Below are 18699 nucleotides of genomic sequence, written 5' to 3' on the forward strand. Positions count from 1 at the left end.
CCGAAAGAACACACTTTCGGCTGTAAATCAATAAATTAAGCTATTTTCGGCGGTTGCCAAATGTTTAGAAAATTAGATGGATAAAAAGAAATTCCATAACCGAAATTAACCGATTTCATCTCAAAAGTATTCTTTGCAGACTTGAAAATTTCGGATGAAATGTAATTGAAAACAAAATGAGAAGCGCAGGAATGACAGTTTGCACAGTCGTCTTTGCAATTGTTTTTGTCAGAATCTTTTTTGGAGTTTTCCGAGTGACAAGGTTTTGTTTTTTCGGTTTTGCAACAGTTGTCCTTTTCAGATTTTTTGTCGCAGCACTGTTCAGTAGTTTGCGCAAAAATCATTTGCTTTGGCAAAATGAAAATTCCCAAACCGAAAATAATCAGAAATATTTTAATCGTTCTGAACATGATTCTGCAAAATTAGTAAATTAAATTTTAATCGAAAGCTTTGCGTTAAACTTTCTTAAAAAAGCGTTAAAAGTTTCACTTATAATTTGTTGATAATTAAAACTTTGTAATTTTGCCCCACCAAATTTATTTAACATAATATAGAATGAAGAAAATCTTTGTGATGTTGAGTTTCGTGATGTTTTTTGCAACTTCTTTTCACAAAAGCGAAATTCAACCCAAACAAAATTCAACAGTTCCATTAAAAACTCTACCTCAATTATCAGTTACCAACGGCGAAAAAAGTTCAAAGACCAACAACGCCATTAATGCTGAAGAAATTTACGCTTCTATCAATTTCGAATCCATCAACAAGCTTAATTCGGAAGTTTTCAACAAGGCATTTTTAGGTTTTAATAATTTAAAGAAGGCAGGAAAGCTTGACGAAAACGCGCATATCTTAAGCATCTGTGATTTCTCACTTTCTTCGACGCACAAAAGACTTTGGGTCATTGATTTGAACGAGAAAAAAGTCCTTTTCAATTCTTTGGTTGCCCACGGAAAAAATACAGGGGAGGAATTCGCGCAAAAATTTTCAAATACCGAAAGTTCTTATCAAAGCAGTCTCGGTTTTTACATTACAGAAACTACTTACAACGGCGAAAATGGTTATTCCCTAAAGCTTTTGGGGATGGATAAAGGTTTCAACGACAACGCTTTACGGCGCGCAATCGTAATGCACGGTGCAGATTATGTGAGTGAGGATTTTATCAAAACGCAAAACAGAATCGGAAGAAGTTGGGGTTGTCCTGCAGTCCCGCGAGCTTTGGCTGAACCGATTATCAATACCATTAAAGGAAAAAACTGTTTCTTTATTTATTATCCCGACCCTCAATATTTGTCTTCTTCAGAATGGTTGAAAAATCAGGAGGAAATGTAAATTTTATCGCGAAATTTTTATAAAATCAAATCCCAATTCAGCTCTAGAATTGGGATTTTTCGTATCATTTTTAAACCATATTTTCAGGTTTTACCCATTCATCAAACTGTTCTGCAGTCAAAAAACCTAGATTTATCGCTTCCTCTTTCAAAGTCGTTCCGTTTTTGTGTGCGGTTTTTGCAATTTTTGCTGCATTTTCATAACCAATGTGAGGATTTAAAGCCGTTACCAACATTAAAGATTTATCTAAAAGTTCTTTAATTCTGTCAAAATTGGGTTCAATTCCAATGGCACAATGGTCGTTAAATGAAATACAAGCATCTCCCAAGAGTTGTGCGGACTGTAAAAAATTAAACGCCATTACTGGTTTGAAAACGTTCAGTTCAAAATTTCCCTGAGTTCCGGCAAAAGAAATTGTCGTGTCATTTCCTAAAACCTGTGCGCAAATCATCGTCATTGCTTCATTTTGCGTTGGATTCACTTTTCCAGGCATAATAGAAGAACCAGGTTCGTTTTCAGGAATTAAGATTTCGCCAATTCCACTTCTCGGTCCGGAAGCGAGCAAACGAATATCCTGTGCAATTTTGTAAAGAGCGACTGCAAGTTGTTTCAAAGCGCCGTGAGTTTCTACGATTGCGTCGTGAGAGGCGAGTGCTTCAAATTTATTTTCCGCAGTTTTGAAAGTAAGTTTCGTAAATTCTGAAATATATTTTGCGACTAAAACATCGTAGCCTTTTGGTGTATTTAATCCGGTTCCAACCGCAGTTCCGCCTAAAGCCAGTTCTGAGAGATGTGGCAAAGTGTTTTTAATCGCCTTCAACGAAAAATTGAGTTGAGCAACGTATCCCGAAAATTCCTGACCTAAAGTTAAAGGTGTTGCATCCATCAAATGCGTTCTTCCAATCTTCACTACTTTTTCAAATTCTCTAGATTTTTTCTCTAAAGTATCACGTAATTTTTCAACGGCAGGAATTGAGTGTTCCACCACTTTCTTGTAAGCCGCAATATGCATCGCGGTTGGAAAAGTATCGTTGGAAGATTGGGATTTATTGACATCATCATTCGGATGAACTTCTGATTTTTCGCCTAAAACACCGCCATTGTTTACATGTGATTTGTTGGAAATCACTTCATTGACATTCATATTACTTTGCGTTCCGCTTCCGGTTTGCCAAATCACGAGTGGAAATTGATCGTTAAGTTTTCCTTCCAGAATTTCGTCACACACTTTAGCAATCATGTCGCGCTTTTCAACAGAAAGAACTCCCAAATCGCAGTTTGTAAATGCAGCGGCTTTTTTCAGAATAGCAAATGCTTCAATGATTTCGTGTGGCATCGAACTTTCGGGACCGATTTTAAAATTATTTCGTGAACGTTCGGTTTGTGCACCCCAAAATTTATCTGCAGGAACCTGAACTTCACCCATGGTGTCGTGTTCTGTACGGAATTTCATTTTTTTCTTTTTAATTTTATAAAATTAGTCAATTCAAATTTCGAATACAATTTAAAACCATTTTAAATATCGATTTTAAAGACTGATACATTTTATTAAACATCAATATTTCCTTAAATTTACACTTCTAAAAAATCAAAAATGGAATTTCATTATCAGGAACCTTATCCAATTCTAAAAGACGACACCCAATACAAAAAACTCAGTTCCGATTTCGTGAAAGTTGAAAAATTCGGCGACAGGGAAATTCTCACCGTTGATCCAAGAGGTTTGGAACTGCTTGCAGAAAACGCTTTGGCTGATGTTTCGTTTATGTTGCGTTCTTCACATCTCGAAAAACTAAGAAAAATTATCGACGATCCGGAAGCAACCGATAACGACCGTTTCGTTGCTTACAATCTTTTGCAAAATGCGGCAGTTGCTGTGGAAGGCGCACTCCCAAGTTGTCAAGACACGGGAACCGCGATTTGTGTAGCCAAAAAAGGTGAAAATGTTTACACCGGAGTTGAAGACGCAGAATGGATTTCCAAAGGAATTTACAATACTTACCAAAATCGCAATTTAAGATATTCCCAAATCGTTCCTTTGACGATGTTTGAAGAAAAAAATTCGGGCTCCAATCTTCCCGCGCAAATTGATATTTATGCGGAAAAAGGTGACGCATACAAATTTTTATTTTTAGCGAAAGGCGGTGGTTCTGCCAACAAAACTTTCCTTTACCAAAAAACAAAATCGCTCCTCAACGAAAAATCTTTGGATGAATTTGTAAGAAAAACTATTCTCGATTTGGGAACTGCGGCTTGTCCACCTTATCATTTAGCTTTGGTCATTGGCGGAACTTCGGCGGAAGCAAATTTGGCAGCGGTGAAAAAAGCAAGTGCAGGTTATTACGATCATCTTCCTACCGAAGGAAATATGGGCGGACAAGCATTCCGTGATTTGGAGTGGGAAAAACGTGTTCAGAAAATTTGTCAGGAAAGTTCTATTGGAGCGCAATTTGGCGGAAAATATTTAACACATGATGTTCGTGTAATCCGACTTCCTCGTCATGCTGCAAGTTGTCCTGTTGGAATGGGAGTTTCCTGTTCTGCGGATAGAAATATTAAAGGGAAAATTACCAAAGAGGGAATTTTCTTGGAACAATTGGAGGAAAATCCAAAACGATTTTTACCAGAAACTCCACCGCATTTGGAAAAAGCCGTAGAAATTGATTTGAACAGACCAATGCCGGAAATCCTTGCGGAACTTTCAAAATATCCAATCAAAACACGTTTGAAATTGAACGGAACTTTAATTGTAGCAAGAGATATCGCGCACGCAAAAATCAAAGAATTGTTGGATGCCGGACAACCAATGCCGGAATATTTCAAAAACCACCCGATTTATTACGCCGGTCCCGCAAAAACACCGGAAGGAATGCCTTCAGGAAGTTTCGGACCAACAACAGCCGGAAGAATGGATGTTTATGTAGATGAATTCCAAAAAAATGGCGGAAGTATGGTAATGCTCGCAAAAGGAAACCGAACCAAAGAAGTTACAGACGCTTGCGCTAAATACGGTGGATTTTATCTAGGTTCCATTGGTGGTCCTGCTGCAATTTTGGCAAAAGAAAACATCTTAAGTGTAGAAGTGGTTGATTTCCCAGAACTTGGGATGGAAGCGGTGAGAAAGATTGAAGTGAAAGATTTCCCTGCATTCATCATTACCGATGATAAGGGGAATGATTTTTTTGCATCAATTGCGCATTAATTTTTGGTATAATTATAACTTCCAGCTTTCATAATCCATCACGCAGCTTAAAAAATAATAAAAATCACGGAGAAAACTTTTGCGCAAACAGAAAATTATCCTATTTTTGCCTAAAATCTATACAAAGATGATGTTATCAGCATTTTTTCCATTTTACCAGTTCCTTTGGACCGTTTATTTCTTAATCATGTTCCTCGTAGGATTTTGGTGTATTTTTATGTTTTTCGGATATGTAATCCCAATCTGGCTTACTGCAGGTTTGGCAGAATATTTTGGAAAAACTAAAGCTTTCGATCCAGAAGAAGTAAGAAGAAAAACTTTGCCGGAACAAGGCGCAGAAGTTATCTACAGCAATCCACAAGGAAGCGGCCCATTTTTACACAGCCACGACAATCACGGTCATCACTAGTTGATGTCACTGCGTTCCCGCCTTAATTTTGGGAATTGCGGTCACAAAGCAAAACAATATATTAGAATCAGTTTCTGAATTTCAGGAACTGATTTTTTGTTCCCCTCTTCCAGAGGGGTGGATTCGCCTTTGGAGAAGACGAGGTGTCTATTCCACAATTGCAAAGATGTTCATTTGCTTCGTGCAAAAAAGGAGCAACACCTGTTCGCTTCTTTTCAAAACCCGTCCCGCTCTTCACTCTATCTTTTTTGTTTTTCCCAACCCAATTCCCTTCGACAAAAACAAAAAAGGATGCCGTTGCGATCGGGGCTAAATTAAAAGTTCATTTTTTTATTTGAGACAAAATTTTAACAAGACCCTCTGACTTCCGACTTCCATCTTCCATCTTCCATCTTCCATCTTTTTCCGTATCTTTGCACCCACAAAAATTCCACAATGTCAAAGTCACTGATTCCAAAATTAGAAGCCATAAAGCAGCGCTACAATGAAGTAGCAGATTTGATTATTCAACCCGACGTAATTTCTGATCAGAAAAAATATGGGCAATTAAATAAGGAATACAGCGACCTTGGAAAAATTGTTGCTGTTTTCGATCAATACAAACAAGCTTTAAATACGATTGAAGAATCCGACGAAATAATTGCAGACGGGTCTGATAAGGACTTTGTGGAACTCGCCAAAATCGAAAAAAACGAAGCCATCGAAAAAATTCCCGGCCTGGAAGAAGAATTAAAAGTCCTTTTAATCCCAAAAGATCCTGCAGACGACAAAAACGTGATTGTGGAATTACGAGCTGGAACTGGAGGAGACGAAGCCGCAATTTTTGTGGAAGATGTGTACAGAGCTTACGCAATGTATTTTAAATCAAAAGGTTGGAAACACGAAATTACCGATTCCAATGAAGCTTCAAAAGGTTACAAAGAATTGATTTTGAAAGTTGAAGGTGACGGAGTTTACGGAATCATGAAATTTGAATCCGGCGTTCATCGTGTTCAACGTGTTCCGGAAACTGAATCTCAAGGAAGAGTGCACACCTCTGCAATTACAGTCGCAGTTTTGCCGGAAGCAGAGGAAGTTGATTTTGAATTGAATCCTGCAGATATCGAAATGCAGACTTCACGTTCAGGAGGAGCAGGCGGACAAAACGTAAACAAAGTAGAAACAAAAGTTCAGTTGACGCACAAACCTTCAGGATTGGTGGTTGTTTGTCAGCAAGCACGTTCTCAGTTGGCAAACCGCGAATTGGCAATGGAAATGCTCCGAACAAAATTATACGATATCGAGCTTCAAAAAGTTCAGGGTGATGTTGCCGCACAAAGAAAATCGATGGTTTCCACGGGCGACCGTTCCGCAAAAATTAAGACGTACAATTATCCTCAAGGAAGAGTTACCGACCACAGAATCAACAAATCCATTTATAATTTGGATGCTTATATGAATGGCGATTTGCAGGAAATGATCGATGCGGTAATCATGGCGGAAAATGCGGAGAAAATGAAAGGAGAAGAAGAAAGCTACTAAGAATTTTTTACAAATTAATATAAAAAGGCTGTCTCAAAAATGATGCAGCCTTTTTTATATGGAATGTAAAACGGGAAGTCATAATGATTTTCCCAATTCCAACATTTTTGGTAAATTACTGAATGTTATTCGGTTAAAAGATAACCTTTGTAAAATACAATTTCGAGCAAAATTTTCTTTTCCTGCCAAATTTATTGGATTTTATCGAAGAAGCGACTGCTTTCCATCAATAAGGAATGAAATAAGAACTTTCAAAAAATGCCTACAAAATAATAACAAAAAACTAGAACAGATCGCGCTTTTCAGACAGACCTTTTTGTTTTAGTCGATGTTATATTCTTCTTTTTCCTCAACGGGAATTTCCCGTAAAAAATTATCGAATTCCGGACCGGTATAATTGCTTTCAGAACCGTAGGAATCTAAGATAGTTGCTTTTTCACCGTCTTTGTCTTCCAAAACATAAAGCACTGCGTTATCATCTGGACTGCTGTTTCCTTCAAAACGGTATGATTTCACAATGCACAAATCTTGAGGTTGATAAATTTTTTTGCTGTCTTGCAAAACCATTTGTTTTTGTTCGTTCATGCGGATTTCTTTGGTAATTCCTCTATCGCGCAAAACGTTTAGAACTTCTGATAGTGTTTTTAAGTTATGTGCTGTCATAATATTGTGATTTAATGGATTTTAAAGTTAAGGAAACTTCAAGAATAATTCCAAAAGTGAAATTTTTGAAAATAGAATCGGTTAATTTTGGATATTTTAACGCAGTAGTAAACAAAAACCCTCTGAAATCAAACGATTCAGAGGGTTTTGTGTACCTCGGACGGGACTTGAACCCGTACGTCCTTGCGGACACAGGATTTTAAGTCCTGCGTGTCTACCAGTTCCACCACCAAGGCAAAAGTAGATGAGCGAAAAACGGGATTCGAACCCGCGACCCCGACCTTGGCAAGGTCGTGCTCTACCAGCTGAGCTATTTTCGCAAAAAAATTTCTAAAAAAATTTAGAAATTTATATTTTAAAAGTGCGGATGAAGGGACTCGAACCCCCACGCCTCACGGCACCAGATCCTAAGTCTGGCGTGGCTACCAATTACACCACATCCGCAAAAATCTTCTTCTCTTTTTTAGTGAGTGCAAATATAAAAACTTTTTACCGTTTAAAACAAAAAAATTCCGCATTTTTTATCTTTTTTGAAATTTTTAAAAATCACGCTTCATTTTCTCTGCTTAATTTCATACTTTTACATCTTTAACAATTTATTATGGAACTACAGGGAACAGTAAAAAAAATCACTGATATTCAGACCTTTGCAAGTGGATTTCAAAAGAGAGAAATGGTACTTACCACCGAAGAACAGTATCCGCAACCTATTAATATCGAATTCTTACAAGAGAAAGGAGATTTGCTCAACAACCTAAAAGAAGGCGATAAAGTAAAGGTCGGAATTAATTTGAGAGGAAGAGAATGGACTTCGCCGCAAGGTGAGGTAAAATATTTCAACTCCATTATCGGTTGGAGGGTTGAAAAATTAGACGGTGCAGCAAATTTCAACGAACCTGTTGATGCGAAACCAACTGAAACAAAACCTGTTGCAGAGAAAAATGTTTTTGAGGAAGAGGAAGACGATTTGCCTTTCTAAAATTCAAACAAAATATTGTAAATCCTGTTTCTAAAACAGGATTTAATTTTTTTAAAAATGGTTTATCTGAGTCCCAACGAAATTTCTTTTCCAGACCCGCACTTTCTAGAATCAGAAAGTGGTTTGATGGCAATTGGCGGCGATTTATCACCAGAAAGATTACTTTTTGCTTATCAACTTGGGCTTTTTCCATGGTTTAATGAAGGTGAAGAAATTCTGTGGTGGTGTCCAAATCCGAGGTTTGTCATTTTTCCGAACCAATTGAAGGTCTCTAAATCCATGAAGAAAATTCTACGCGATGAAGTTTTCACTTTTACCGAAAATCAATGTTTCAGAAGAGTGATGGAAGAATGCAAGAACGCTTATAGAAAGGACCAAGATGGAACTTGGATTTCCAATGAGTTGATTAATTCGTTCGAAATTCTTCACCAAAACGGAATCGCAAAAAGTGTGGAGATTTGGCAAAATAAAGAATTGGTCGGTGGATTTTACGGCGTTCAAATCGGAAAAGTTTTTTGCGGAGAAAGTATGTTTTCAAAAGTAAGTAACGCCTCGAAAGCGGGCTTTATCAATTTCGTGCAAAAAAATTCAGAAGAACTGCAATTAATTGATTGTCAAATTCATACCGAACATTTGGAAAGTCTCGGTGCAACGATGATTCCCAAACTGGACTATTTAAAAATTTTAAAAGAAAACCAATGAATCCGGAAAAAGAAAAATGGGTTTTGCTTGCGATACTCTCCATTATTTGGGGTTCTTCATTCATCTTAATCAAAAAATCACTCGACCATTTCAACCCTTATGAAGTCGGTGCTTTACGGGTTTTGATCGCAGGAATTATTTTACTTCCACTCGCCATAATGAACATCAAAAAATTCCCGAAAAAGCATTTTAAATGGTTGATTCTCGCCGCTTTAACAGGAAATTTCATCCCGATGTTTCTTTTCCCGATTGCGGAAACCAAAGTCAGCAGTAGCATTGCGGGAATTATCAATTCAATGATGCCTATTTTTGTCATTATTGTAGGCGCTTTAATTTGGAAATTTAAAACCACCAAACGCCAATTATTCGGAGTTGCCATTAGTTTTACAGGAGCTTGCATTTTGGCGATTTCAGGTGGTGAAGGAGGAGAAATCAAATTGATTCCGATTTTACTGCTTCTTCTTGCAACGCTTTGTTACGCGATTAGTACGACAACGGTGAAGTCAAAACTGAACGCTATTCCCGCAAAAACTCTTTCCGCATTTGTTTTTTCTTTTGTCTTAATTCTGCCATCGCTAATTTCACTGGTATTTGCAGGATTTTTTAATGATTTTAAAGCGGATAAAAACTTATTAGTGGGACTTGGATTTGTCAGTTTACTTTCCATTTTCGGGACGGGTTTAGCAATGATGATGAATTACAGATTGCTCAACATTTCCACGCCGCTTTTCGCGTCCACGGTAACTTTACTAATGCCGATTGTTGCTGTAATTTGGGGCGTTTTAGATGGAGAGAAACTAACATTAATGCAAGGTTTTGGTGGCATGATCATTTTGGCGGGCTTGATATTTCTACGAGCGAAACCTTTAGACGAAAAATAAAAAACTGCATTGTCAAAAGACAGCGCAGTTTGAAATAAATCTAATAAAAAGTAAAAATGAAAGGCGACAAAGATATATAATTGTTTTATTATGTTGCAAATTTTTTCCTTTAAATTTTAAATTATTTTTATTAATGCCGCTCTAATTAAGATTTTTCCTAAATTTGACTAATGTTTATCAAAGATTATATTTCCAAAGATTACCCCGCGTTCAACATCAGCGATTCCATAGAAGAAGCCAACGAAATTGCCCAAGAATTTGGCTACACCCATGTTTTCGTGAAGAAGAAGGGAATTTATCAAGGTGCGATAAGTCAGTCGTTTTTGGAGGAAAGTCCGGAAGGGAATTTGGCTTCTCTTGCCATTCATTTCGAGAAATTTGCAATTCTTGACGATGGCCATATTTTAGATTCCATCAAGCTTTTCCATACTTTCAATGCGAATGTGGTTCCCATTATTTCCAAAGACGAAAAATACAGAGGCTACCTTTCATGCGACGATATTTTCAGCGAGTTTTCGAAATATCCTTTGTTCTCGGAGAACGGAGCATTGTTGGTGGTACAGGTGAATGAGAAGAATTATTCCATGACTGAAATCTGCAAAATTGTGGAGTCGAACAACGCCAAAATTTATGGTTGCTACATCAGTTCAATTATTGAGGACGATATTCAGGTGACTTTGAAAATTAGCAGCGACAATTTAAGTTCCATTGATGAAACTTTTGAAAGATACGGCTACAACGTGGTTCACAAATATTACGACGACGAAAAAGAAGAACTGCTGAAAGACCGTTTCGGCTTTTTCCAAAAATATTTAGAGTTTTGATTAAAATGATTTTGCGCTCATTGGGTTAATAAAAATTTAGAAAATTGTAATTAATGAAAGCTGCCATTTATTCACAAAAAAGCGATTTAGATACTTTTCTGTATTTAAGCAAATTCGTTTCTGAACTCGAAAAACGTGGAGTTCAGGCGGTTTTGTATGAGGAGATGGCGAATGCGATGCAGTTTTCGAAAATTTTCGAAACCTTTGCAGGAAAAGAAGATTTAAAGACAAAGAAAGTGGATCTGTTTTTCACTTTCGGGGGAGATGGAACGATTGTCAACTCGCTACTTTTCGTGCAGGATTTGGAAATTCCGGTGGTTGGAGTGAACACGGGACGACTCGGTTTTCTCGCAAGTTTTACCAAAGAAGAAGTTTTCCTTGAACTCGACGATATTATTAAAGGTGAAGTAAAAATCAGCAAACGTTCTGTCATAGAAATTGTATCGCCCAATAAATCAATGTTTTTTCCTTTTGCATTGAATGATTTAACGATTTCCAGAAAAGAAACCACCGCAATGATTACCGTGGAATCCTACATCGACAACGAATTTCTGAATGTTTTTTGGGGAGACGGCGTCATAATTTCAACACCTACAGGTTCTACTGCGTATTCTTTAAGTTGCGGCGGTCCTATCATCACGCCAAATAATGAAAATTTTGTCATCACGCCTATTGCTCCGCATAATTTGAATGTTCGTCCGCTCATCGTCAACGATAAAGTGGAAATTCGTTTGAAAGTAAGAAGCCGTGTTCCGCAATACACACTCTCGCTCGATTCCCGCCTTTTTCACATGGAAACGGATGTGGAAGTCATCTTAAGGAAGGCGAAGTTTCAGATTTCATTAATTCATCCAAACAACTTAAGTTTTTACGAAACCATTCGTCAAAAACTGCTTTGGGGAAATGACAAGAGAAATTAGTCGCTTATTTTCTTTTCATTTTTTTCATTTTAAAGGTTTCTTACTTCGTTCGAAATGACAGTTCAATTATTATTTGTCGACGGCGAGGATTGGTGCGGCGAAGCCGCGCCAATCCTCGCCGCATTTCTCATATAAAAGACAATTGTCATTTCGAACGAATTGAGAAATCTCAACAGAATAATTTTCATGCTTCAGAATCCAAATTAATTCCCGCAAAATCCGTAACTTTACGTTTCTAAAAACAACAAAAAATAATTCTATTAAAAAACTTCAATTATGAGCAGAAAGTTTCCGGCAGGTGTTGCCACAGGACAAATGGTTACAGATATCTTTCAGTACGCCAAAGAAAATAAATTTGCACTTCCGGCGGTAAATGTTATCGGTTCGAGCAATGTGAACGCGACCATGGAAACCGCAGCAAAACTCAATTCGCCGGTTATTATTCAGTTTTCAAATGGTGGTGCAGCTTTCAACGCAGGAAAAGGTTTGAACAACGACGGACAAAGAGCGGCAATTCTTGGCGGAATCGCGGGTGCACAACATATTCACACGCTTGCTGAAGCTTACGGAGCAACCGTAATTCTTCATACCGACCACTGCGCCAAAAAACTTCTCCCATGGATTGATGGTTTAATGGATGCCAACGAAGAATTTTTTGCAAGAACAGGAAAATCTCTTTATTCATCGCACATGTTGGATTTGTCGGAAGAACCGATTGAAGAAAACCTTGACATTTCCTGCAAATATTTCGAAAGAATGGCAAAAATGGGAATGACTTTGGAAATTGAATTAGGCGTAACCGGAGGTGAAGAAGATGGCGTTGATAACACAGGTGTAGATTCTTCCAAACTCTACACACAACCCGATGAAGTTGCCTATGCTTATGAAAGATTGAAAGCGATTTCTCCAAACTTTACGATTGCTGCAGCTTTCGGAAACGTACATGGCGTTTACAAACCGGGCAACGTGAAACTGACGCCGAAGATTTTGGATAATTCTCAAAAATATGTTCAGGAAAAATTCGGAACAGGAGAAGAGCCGATTAACTTCGTCTTCCACGGTGGTTCAGGTTCGTCTTTGGAAGAAATCAGAGAGGCAATTGATTATGGCGTAATTAAAATGAATATCGACACCGATTTACAATTCGCTTATACTGAGGGAATTAGAGATTACATGGTCAATAATATCGAATTTTTAAAATCGCAAATCGGAAATCCTGATGGAGACGATAAACCAAACAAAAAATATTACGATCCAAGAGTTTGGGTGAGAAAAGGTGAGGAAACTTTCGGCGCAAGATTAGTTCAGGCGTTTGAAGATTTGAACAACATCAATACTCTATAAGAATTTTTGATACATTTAAAAAGAAATTTTCTTCTCGGAGAAGATTTCTTTTTTTAACTTTGAACCTGAAATTATTTAGATTCTACCTATAAAGTGGATCTTTAAACTTTAAACAAAATTTCCCATGGCATTCGATTGGTTTAGAAGAAAAGAAAAAAATATCACTACTTCCACGGAAGATAAAAAGGACGTTCCAAAAGGACTTTGGCATCAAACTCCGACCGGAAAAATTATTGAGCACGAGGAACTCAAAGCCAACAATTACGTTTCTCCGGAAGACGGTTTCCACGTGAGAATCGGCAGCAACGAGTTTTATTCGATTCTTTTTGATGACAATAAATACACTGAGCTCGACGCCAACGTGGAAAGTGTGGACATGCTCAACTTTAAAGATACAAAAGCATATTCCGACCGTTTAAAGGAAGTAAAAGCCAAAACCAAACTGAACGATTCCATCCGAAATGCTGTCGGAAAAGTGAACGGAACCGAAATGGTAGTTTCCTGTATGGATTTCGCATTCATCGGTGGTTCTTTAGGTTCTGTGATGGGCGAAAAAATTAGAAGAGCGGTGGATTACTGTATCGCAAACAAACTTCCTTACATGATTATTTGTCAGTCAGGTGGAGCAAGAATGCAGGAAGCGACGTATTCATTGATGCAGTTGGCGAAAGTTCAGTCGAAATTGGCGCAGCTTTCAGAAGCTGGACTTTTATATATCGCTTATTTGTGTGACCCAACTTTCGGTGGAATTACCGCGTCTTTCGCAATGACCGCCGATATTATCATGGCAGAACCGGGAGCTTTGATTGGTTTTGCGGGACCAAGAGTAATCCGTGAAACCATTGGAAAAGATTTGCCGGAAGGTTTCCAAACTTCAGAATTTTTGCAGGAAAAGGGCTTCGTAGATTTCATTGTGAAAAGAACCGATATGAAACAAAAAGTTTCACAAACCGTGAATTTGTTGACCAACGCTTGATTTATTTGTAACAAAACCATAAAAATCTCACCTAATTTAGGTGGGATTTCTTTTATGAGGATAGCAAGAATTTTCATCAACACTTTAAAGACATTGAGTTTTGCTAAGATTGTCAAACTTCTAAGATTGACAGTTCCTCATCCTTTGTTTTCAATTTTGGGATTTTATGCAACTGTAAAAAGCTTTGCGATTGCACAAAAGTATTTTCCCGAAACCAATTCCAACAACGGAATCGGGAATGCTTTTCGTCACGCACTTTGGAGTTGTTTGATTATGATGTATTGCTGCAAAATTTCGTCGCCAAAAAAATCGTTGGACTTCTGTAAAAGAATGACCGATTTGCACGAAGAACTTTTCCCAAACGAACCATTAGAAACCAAAATGGATTTGCACAATAACAAAGTGGGAATGGATTTATTCATGGAAATGCTGAAAGGAATTCACCGTCAGTTTTTTGAAACTAACTTTTTCGTTGACCAACTTTTCGAGAAAACAAAAACCGCAAAAGTTCTTAAAAACCTTAATGATGAATTTGGGAATGAATTGGTTTATTTAAAAGAATATTAAATTGTATTAAAGCAATTTACAGTTTAAAAATAAAAAAAACCATCAACTTTTGCTGATGGTTTTATACAAAATTCGCACAGAATTATTTTTTAGAAATGTCGAAAGATGCTCCTACAGCAACATTGAACTGGTTGTTTAACAGTTCGTAAACTGCGGCTTCTTTCTTGAACTTAGCGATTGGGAATTGGATTTCCGTGAAAAGACCAAATCCTTTATCAAAGAAAACTCTTGCTCCAACGTGACCACCGAAGTTTTTCAAACCTAAATCCAAACCAGGGTAAAGATCAACATTTTGAGGAAGTCCAATCACGTCACCAAGATGAGCGCTTGCTCTTGCTTTCAAGTCAAATCTTTGATCAGCAGATGGTTTATCAACTCCTGTAAATTCTTTGAATCCTAAAACGTATCCACCAACTGCTCCGATGGAGAAACTTTCACCTAAACCATAGTCCAAAGAAGCTTGAATTCCAGTTCCCCATTTTTGGAAGTTTGCACCAACCTGTGCCTTTAAATCACCTGAACCTTTGAAAGCGTCAGTTTGTGCATTAGCAAAACCGAAAGCACCAATCATCAAAGCAACTACTAATTTTTTCATAATTGTTATTTAAAATTTAAGGGTGCAAAGATAAAACTTTATTTTTTAGAAATCTTATACAGTTTTCCACTGTCGGAAACAGCATAGAGATTTCCATCGTTTCCATTGAGAACATCTCTAATTCGGTCTTTTTTATCTTCCAAAAGCCATTCTTCACCAATAACTTTATTGTCGTTAATAACTAGTCGGATAATTTTCTCACCACCTAAACAGCCAAGAAAAAGATTGTTTTTCCACTCCGAAATGTTCCCGGTATAGAAAGTAATTCCACTCATGGAAATCGATGGATACCAATAATAAACAGGCTGTTCTGTTCCTGCTTTTTGCGTGGTTCCGTTGTTGATTTTTTTGCCGCTGTATTCAATTCCGTAGGTTACGTCGCCCCATCCGTAATTTTTTCCGGGTTGGATCAAATTGAGTTCGTCGCCGCCTCTCGGTCCCATTTCCGCTTCCCAAAGTTGTCCCTTTTCATCCATCGCCATTCCTTGCGGATTTCGGTGACCGGTGGAATAAATTTCAGGTTTCCATCCTGAAATATTTGGATTTCCGGGAGCAGGTTTTCCGTCTTTGGTGATTTTTAAAACTTTTCCTAAATAAGAATCCTGTTTCTGGGCAAAAGCCCGTGTCTGCAAATCTGAACGTTCACCGGTGCTCACGAAAAGATTTCCGTCTTTATCAAATACCAATCGACTTCCGTAATGCAATCTTCCGCAATAAGTTGGCGTTGCCTGGAAAATCACGGTTGGATTTTCAATATTTTTTTCGTCCGCTGAAAGTTTTCCCTTTCCAACTGCAGTGTGATTTCCACCGGAAACAGGTTCAGAAAAGCTAAAGAAAATCATTCGACTGTTATTAAAATCAGGGTCAAGCGCAACATCCAAAAGTCCGCCTTGTCCGCGAGAATCTACTTTTGGAAAACCTTCGACTTTAGAAATGGTTTTTCCATCCGCAGAAACGATATTCATAAAGCCCGATTTTTCTGTAATTAAAAATCTTCCGTCGGGTAAATTGGTAATTCCCCAAGGTTTTCCTAATTCAGAATTAATGGCTTCAACTTGATATGGAGTTGAGGTTTTAATGCCTTCAATTCTTGTTTGCCCTGAAAATGCCGGTTTATATTCGGGTGAATTTGGGGTTGAAGTTTCGGGATTTGGAAGTTTGCCGTTTTCGACAACGGTTTCGTTTTGAGTATTTTGAGATTTCGAATTTCCGCCGCATGAAATTAAAAGAATTAAGCCGAAAAGCGGAATGCCTTTGCTGAATAGAGATTTCATATAAAATGGGTTGTGATTGGTTTTAGTGGTATCAAAAATTGTTCCGAGGAAAAGTGTAGTAAATTTCCATTTACAATTTTGTATTTTTGTGAGACTCAATCACAAACTACTTCTGTGTTTTTTACGTTAAAAAAATGATGCACTTCCAACTTCAATCAGAATATCAACCAACCGGCGACCAACCGCAAGCAATCGAAAAATTGACAAACGGTCTCGAAATTGGCGAAAAATACCAAACGCTTCTCGGCGTGACCGGTTCCGGGAAAACTTTTACAGTAGCAAATGTGGTGAATAATGTGCAGAAACCAACTTTAGTTTTGGCGCACAACAAAACTTTGGCGGCGCAACTTTTCATGGAATTTAAAGAATTTTTCCCTGAAAATGCCGTGGAATATTTCGTGAGTTATTACGATTACTATCAACCGGAAGCATTTATCGCTTCGACAAACACCTATATCGAAAAAGATTTGTCCATCAACGAAGAAGTAGAAAAACTGCGACTTTCGGCAACGGCGAGTTTGCTTTCTGGAAGAAGAGATGTTTTGATTGTTGCTTCGGTTTCCTGCATTTACGGTATCGGAAATCCGACCGAATTTAATAAGTCATTGATCTCCATTGAGAAAAATCAGAAAATGTCGCGCACGAATTTGCTTCATTCTTTGGTGAATGCTTTGTATGCGAGAACTTTAAACGAATTTCAGCGCGGAACATTTCGGGTAAAAGGCGATGTTGTGGATGTTTATCCAGCTTATGCGGACAATGCGATTCGAATTCAGTTTTTTGGCGATGAGATTGAAACCATTCAAAGTTTCGACCCTGTTTCCGGAAATGTGATGGCGAATTTTGACCAAATTCAAATTTATCCCGCGAATTTGTTTGTGACTTCTAAAGAAACGCAACAAAATGCGATTCGTGAAATTCAGGACGATATGGTAAAACAGGTGGATTTCTTTAATGAAATCGAAAAACCATTTGAAGCAAAACGTTTGCAGGAAAGAACCGAACTCGATTTGGAAATGATGAAGGAGCTCGGTTATTGCAGCGGAATTGAAAATTATTCAAGATATTTTGATGGACGACTTCCCGATTCGCGTCCGTTCTGTCTTCTCGATTATTTTCCAAAGGATTATTTGATGGTGATTGATGAAAGTCACGTAACGATTCCACAAGTTCATGCGATGTACGGCGGAGACAGAAGCAGAAAAGAAGTTTTGGTGGAACACGGTTTCCGACTTCCTGCGGCAATGGATAACCGACCTTTGAAATTTGAGGAATTTGAAGGGATGCAAAATCAGGTGATTTATGTTTCCGCAACTCCCGCTGATTATGAACTTGAAAAAAGCGGGGGTGAATATATCGAGCAAATTATTCGTCCCACAGGACTTTTGGATCCTGTGATTGAAATTCGACCTTCCTTAAACCAAGTTGATGATTTAATGGAAGAAATTCAAAAACGAGCGGAAGTTGACGAACGAACTTTGGTGACGACTTTAACCAAAAAAATGGCGGAAGAACTTACCAAATATTTTACAAAATTCGGAATCAGAACACGTTACATTCATTCCGATGTCGAAACTTTGGAACGCATTCAGATTATGCAGGATTTGCGTGTCGGACTTTTCGATGTGTTGGTTGGAGTAAACCTTTTGCGTGAAGGTCTCGATTTACCGGAAGTTTCGTTGGTGGCGATTTTGGATGCTGATAAAGAAGGAATGCTTCGTTCGCGCCGTTCGATGATTCAGACGGTTGGTCGAGCTGCAAGAAATATCAATGGGAAAGCGATTATGTATGCCGACAAAATCACCAAATCAATGCAGGCAACGATTGACGAAACCAATTACCGCCGTGAAAAGCAGATGGAATACAATAAAAAACACGGATTGGTTCCAACGGCTTTAAACAAAAAAATCTCCGAAGTTTTGGTGGGAAGAAGCAAAGATTTCCCGGATTCAAAATATACCCAAAAAGAAATTTTGCAGAAAGTGGCAGAAGAAAGAGCAAGTTACGGAAGCGAAGATTTAGAAAAAGTGATTGCCGAAAAACAGAAAGCGATGGAAAAAGCAGCAAAAAATTTGGATTTTATTACGGCTGCGAAATTAAGGGATGAGATTTCGGTGTTGAAGGGTTGATTGCTCACAATGCGATTGACAGATTTTGATTATTTCTGTTTAAATCTGTGAGAAATTACATCAAAACTTATAAACCCTCTTCTTCGGTTTTGCATAATCTACTTTTCCACGAATTGGTGTCAACAAATCCAACAAACCATTTAATTTTATTTCATAAATTGTTGAAAGTTGCATTCCCAATTTTCCTTTTGGCATTCCTTCGCGCTGAAACCACTCCAAATAATTGATAGGCAAATCGGCGAGAATGGTACCTTTATATTTTCCGAAAGGCATTTCAACTTCGCAGATTTCTTTTAGTATTTCGGGATTCGGAAATTCGTTTGACATTATTTGATTTGGTTTGATTTAATTTGATTTTGTTTTCGGAGATTTAATCGAAGTATT

Annotated in this window: 19 protein-coding genes and 3 tRNA genes; 13 read left to right on the top strand and 9 right to left on the bottom strand. The window is 37.8% G+C overall.

From position 1 onward, the window contains the following. Positions 1–35: 35 nt before the first annotated feature. Complete coding sequence (locus J4771_RS09545; RefSeq protein WP_224134792.1) at positions 36–410, bottom strand: hypothetical protein; 375 nt, start codon at positions 408–410, stop codon at positions 36–38. A gap of 145 nt (positions 411–555) precedes the next feature. On the opposite strand from J4771_RS09545, the gene J4771_RS09550 reads away from it, so the two are divergent. Beyond that, a complete protein-coding gene (locus tag J4771_RS09550; RefSeq protein WP_224134793.1) occupies positions 556–1329 on the top strand; it encodes a murein L,D-transpeptidase catalytic domain family protein in 774 nt (257 codons plus the stop codon). 70 nt (positions 1330–1399) lie between these two features. On the opposite strand, the gene fumC is transcribed toward J4771_RS09550, so the two are convergent. After that, positions 1400–2782: a class II fumarate hydratase gene (gene fumC, locus J4771_RS09555; RefSeq protein WP_224134794.1), complete on the bottom strand. Its 1383-nt coding sequence runs from the start codon at positions 2780–2782 to the stop codon at positions 1400–1402. A gap of 141 nt (positions 2783–2923) precedes the next feature. Here fumC and J4771_RS09560 point away from each other — a divergent pair, with 141 nt between their 5' ends. From J4771_RS09560 to prfA, 3 genes are all read left to right on the top strand, one after another. Further along, positions 2924–4531, top strand: a complete 1608-nt coding sequence (locus J4771_RS09560) for a fumarate hydratase (protein ID WP_224134795.1) — start codon at positions 2924–2926, stop codon at positions 4529–4531. 127 nt (positions 4532–4658) lie between these two features. Then, positions 4659–4940, top strand: coding sequence for a hypothetical protein (locus J4771_RS09565; protein WP_224134796.1), 282 nt, complete (start codon positions 4659–4661; stop codon positions 4938–4940). Between the two features lie 435 nt (positions 4941–5375). Continuing rightward, a complete protein-coding gene (gene prfA / locus J4771_RS09570) occupies positions 5376–6461 on the top strand; it encodes a peptide chain release factor 1 (RefSeq protein WP_224134797.1) in 1086 nt (361 codons plus the stop codon). Positions 6462–6782: 321 nt separating this feature from the next. Here prfA and J4771_RS09575 read toward each other — a convergent pair whose 3' ends face one another. The 4 genes from J4771_RS09575 to J4771_RS09590 all read right to left on the bottom strand — a co-directional run bounded on the left by J4771_RS09575 (position 6783) and on the right by J4771_RS09590 (position 7568). Then, a complete protein-coding gene (locus tag J4771_RS09575) occupies positions 6783–7124 on the bottom strand; it encodes a hypothetical protein (protein WP_224134798.1) in 342 nt (113 codons plus the stop codon). A 152-nt stretch (positions 7125–7276) separates the two neighbouring features. Further along, positions 7277–7360 (bottom strand) — tRNA-Leu (locus J4771_RS09580). A gap of 11 nt (positions 7361–7371) precedes the next feature. After that, positions 7372–7444 (bottom strand) — tRNA-Gly (locus tag J4771_RS09585). 42 nt (positions 7445–7486) lie between these two features. Next, a tRNA-Leu gene (locus tag J4771_RS09590) sits at positions 7487–7568 on the bottom strand. 157 nt (positions 7569–7725) lie between these two features. Between J4771_RS09590 and J4771_RS09595 the strand changes: the two genes are divergently transcribed. From J4771_RS09595 to J4771_RS09630, 8 genes are all read left to right on the top strand, one after another. Beyond that, positions 7726–8103, top strand: coding sequence for a DUF3127 domain-containing protein (locus tag J4771_RS09595; protein ID WP_224134799.1), 378 nt, complete (start codon positions 7726–7728; stop codon positions 8101–8103). Positions 8104–8160: 57 nt separating this feature from the next. Continuing rightward, the gene (gene aat, locus J4771_RS09600; protein ID WP_224134800.1) at positions 8161–8805 is read left to right on the top strand and encodes a leucyl/phenylalanyl-tRNA--protein transferase; all 645 of its coding nucleotides are present in this window, start codon (positions 8161–8163) and stop codon (positions 8803–8805) included. Then, positions 8802–9686, top strand: a complete 885-nt coding sequence (locus tag J4771_RS09605) for a DMT family transporter (protein ID WP_224134801.1) — start codon at positions 8802–8804, stop codon at positions 9684–9686. The genes aat and J4771_RS09605 overlap by 4 nt, the downstream gene beginning before the upstream one ends. Before the next feature lie 170 nt (positions 9687–9856). Beyond that, entirely contained in the window at positions 9857–10510 is a 654-nt protein-coding gene (locus J4771_RS09610) for a CBS domain-containing protein (RefSeq protein ID WP_224134802.1), read from the top strand. Between the two features lie 53 nt (positions 10511–10563). Continuing rightward, a complete protein-coding gene (locus J4771_RS09615; protein WP_224134803.1) occupies positions 10564–11430 on the top strand; it encodes an NAD kinase in 867 nt (288 codons plus the stop codon). A 276-nt stretch (positions 11431–11706) separates the two neighbouring features. Further along, complete coding sequence (gene fbaA / locus J4771_RS09620) at positions 11707–12774, top strand: class II fructose-bisphosphate aldolase (protein ID WP_224134804.1); 1068 nt, start codon at positions 11707–11709, stop codon at positions 12772–12774. A 124-nt stretch (positions 12775–12898) separates the two neighbouring features. Then, a complete protein-coding gene (accD, locus tag J4771_RS09625; RefSeq protein WP_224134805.1) occupies positions 12899–13750 on the top strand; it encodes an acetyl-CoA carboxylase, carboxyltransferase subunit beta in 852 nt (283 codons plus the stop codon). Between the two features lie 54 nt (positions 13751–13804). Further along, entirely contained in the window at positions 13805–14317 is a 513-nt protein-coding gene (locus J4771_RS09630; protein ID WP_224134806.1) for a DUF6973 domain-containing protein, read from the top strand. A gap of 82 nt (positions 14318–14399) precedes the next feature. Here J4771_RS09630 and J4771_RS09635 read toward each other — a convergent pair whose 3' ends face one another. Continuing rightward, on the bottom strand, positions 14400–14912 hold the full coding sequence (locus tag J4771_RS09635; RefSeq protein WP_224134807.1) for a DUF6646 family protein: 513 nt from the start codon (positions 14910–14912) through the stop codon (positions 14400–14402). A 38-nt stretch (positions 14913–14950) separates the two neighbouring features. Beyond that, a complete protein-coding gene (locus tag J4771_RS09640; protein ID WP_224134808.1) occupies positions 14951–16186 on the bottom strand; it encodes a PQQ-dependent sugar dehydrogenase in 1236 nt (411 codons plus the stop codon). 137 nt (positions 16187–16323) lie between these two features. On the opposite strand from J4771_RS09640, the gene uvrB reads away from it, so the two are divergent. Beyond that, positions 16324–18315: an excinuclease ABC subunit UvrB gene (gene uvrB / locus J4771_RS09645; protein WP_224137810.1), complete on the top strand. Its 1992-nt coding sequence runs from the start codon at positions 16324–16326 to the stop codon at positions 18313–18315. 60 nt (positions 18316–18375) lie between these two features. On the opposite strand, the gene J4771_RS09650 is transcribed toward uvrB, so the two are convergent. Continuing rightward, positions 18376–18642: a DUF3820 family protein gene (locus J4771_RS09650; protein ID WP_224134809.1), complete on the bottom strand. Its 267-nt coding sequence runs from the start codon at positions 18640–18642 to the stop codon at positions 18376–18378. Between the last annotated feature and the right edge of the window lie 57 nt (positions 18643–18699).

This window comes from Candidatus Kaistella beijingensis (assembly GCF_020084865.1).
Lineage (GTDB): Bacteria > Bacteroidota > Bacteroidia > Flavobacteriales > Weeksellaceae > Kaistella > Kaistella beijingensis.

Excerpts from the sequence above, each read along its gene's own strand:
- J4771_RS09545 (WP_224134792.1), bottom strand. The coding sequence starts at position 410 with ATGTTCAGAACGATTAAAATATTTCTGATTATTTTCGGTTTGGGAATT.
- J4771_RS09550 (WP_224134793.1), top strand. The coding sequence starts at position 556 with ATGAAGAAAATCTTTGTGATGTTGAGTTTCGTGATGTTTTTTGCAACT.
- fumC (WP_224134794.1), bottom strand. The coding sequence starts at position 2,782 with ATGAAATTCCGTACAGAACACGACACCATGGGTGAAGTTCAGGTTCCT.
- J4771_RS09560 (WP_224134795.1), top strand. The coding sequence starts at position 2,924 with ATGGAATTTCATTATCAGGAACCTTATCCAATTCTAAAAGACGACACC.
- J4771_RS09565 (WP_224134796.1), top strand. The coding sequence starts at position 4,659 with ATGATGTTATCAGCATTTTTTCCATTTTACCAGTTCCTTTGGACCGTT.
- prfA (WP_224134797.1), top strand. The coding sequence starts at position 5,376 with ATGTCAAAGTCACTGATTCCAAAATTAGAAGCCATAAAGCAGCGCTAC.
- J4771_RS09575 (WP_224134798.1), bottom strand. The coding sequence starts at position 7,124 with ATGACAGCACATAACTTAAAAACACTATCAGAAGTTCTAAACGTTTTG.
- J4771_RS09595 (WP_224134799.1), top strand. The coding sequence starts at position 7,726 with ATGGAACTACAGGGAACAGTAAAAAAAATCACTGATATTCAGACCTTT.
- aat (WP_224134800.1), top strand. The coding sequence starts at position 8,161 with ATGGTTTATCTGAGTCCCAACGAAATTTCTTTTCCAGACCCGCACTTT.
- J4771_RS09605 (WP_224134801.1), top strand. The coding sequence starts at position 8,802 with ATGAATCCGGAAAAAGAAAAATGGGTTTTGCTTGCGATACTCTCCATT.
- J4771_RS09610 (WP_224134802.1), top strand. The coding sequence starts at position 9,857 with ATGTTTATCAAAGATTATATTTCCAAAGATTACCCCGCGTTCAACATC.
- J4771_RS09615 (WP_224134803.1), top strand. The coding sequence starts at position 10,564 with ATGAAAGCTGCCATTTATTCACAAAAAAGCGATTTAGATACTTTTCTG.
- fbaA (WP_224134804.1), top strand. The coding sequence starts at position 11,707 with ATGAGCAGAAAGTTTCCGGCAGGTGTTGCCACAGGACAAATGGTTACA.
- accD (WP_224134805.1), top strand. The coding sequence starts at position 12,899 with ATGGCATTCGATTGGTTTAGAAGAAAAGAAAAAAATATCACTACTTCC.
- J4771_RS09630 (WP_224134806.1), top strand. The coding sequence starts at position 13,805 with ATGAGGATAGCAAGAATTTTCATCAACACTTTAAAGACATTGAGTTTT.
- J4771_RS09635 (WP_224134807.1), bottom strand. The coding sequence starts at position 14,912 with ATGAAAAAATTAGTAGTTGCTTTGATGATTGGTGCTTTCGGTTTTGCT.
- J4771_RS09640 (WP_224134808.1), bottom strand. The coding sequence starts at position 16,186 with ATGAAATCTCTATTCAGCAAAGGCATTCCGCTTTTCGGCTTAATTCTT.
- uvrB (WP_224137810.1), top strand. The coding sequence starts at position 16,324 with ATGCACTTCCAACTTCAATCAGAATATCAACCAACCGGCGACCAACCG.
- J4771_RS09650 (WP_224134809.1), bottom strand. The coding sequence starts at position 18,642 with ATGTCAAACGAATTTCCGAATCCCGAAATACTAAAAGAAATCTGCGAA.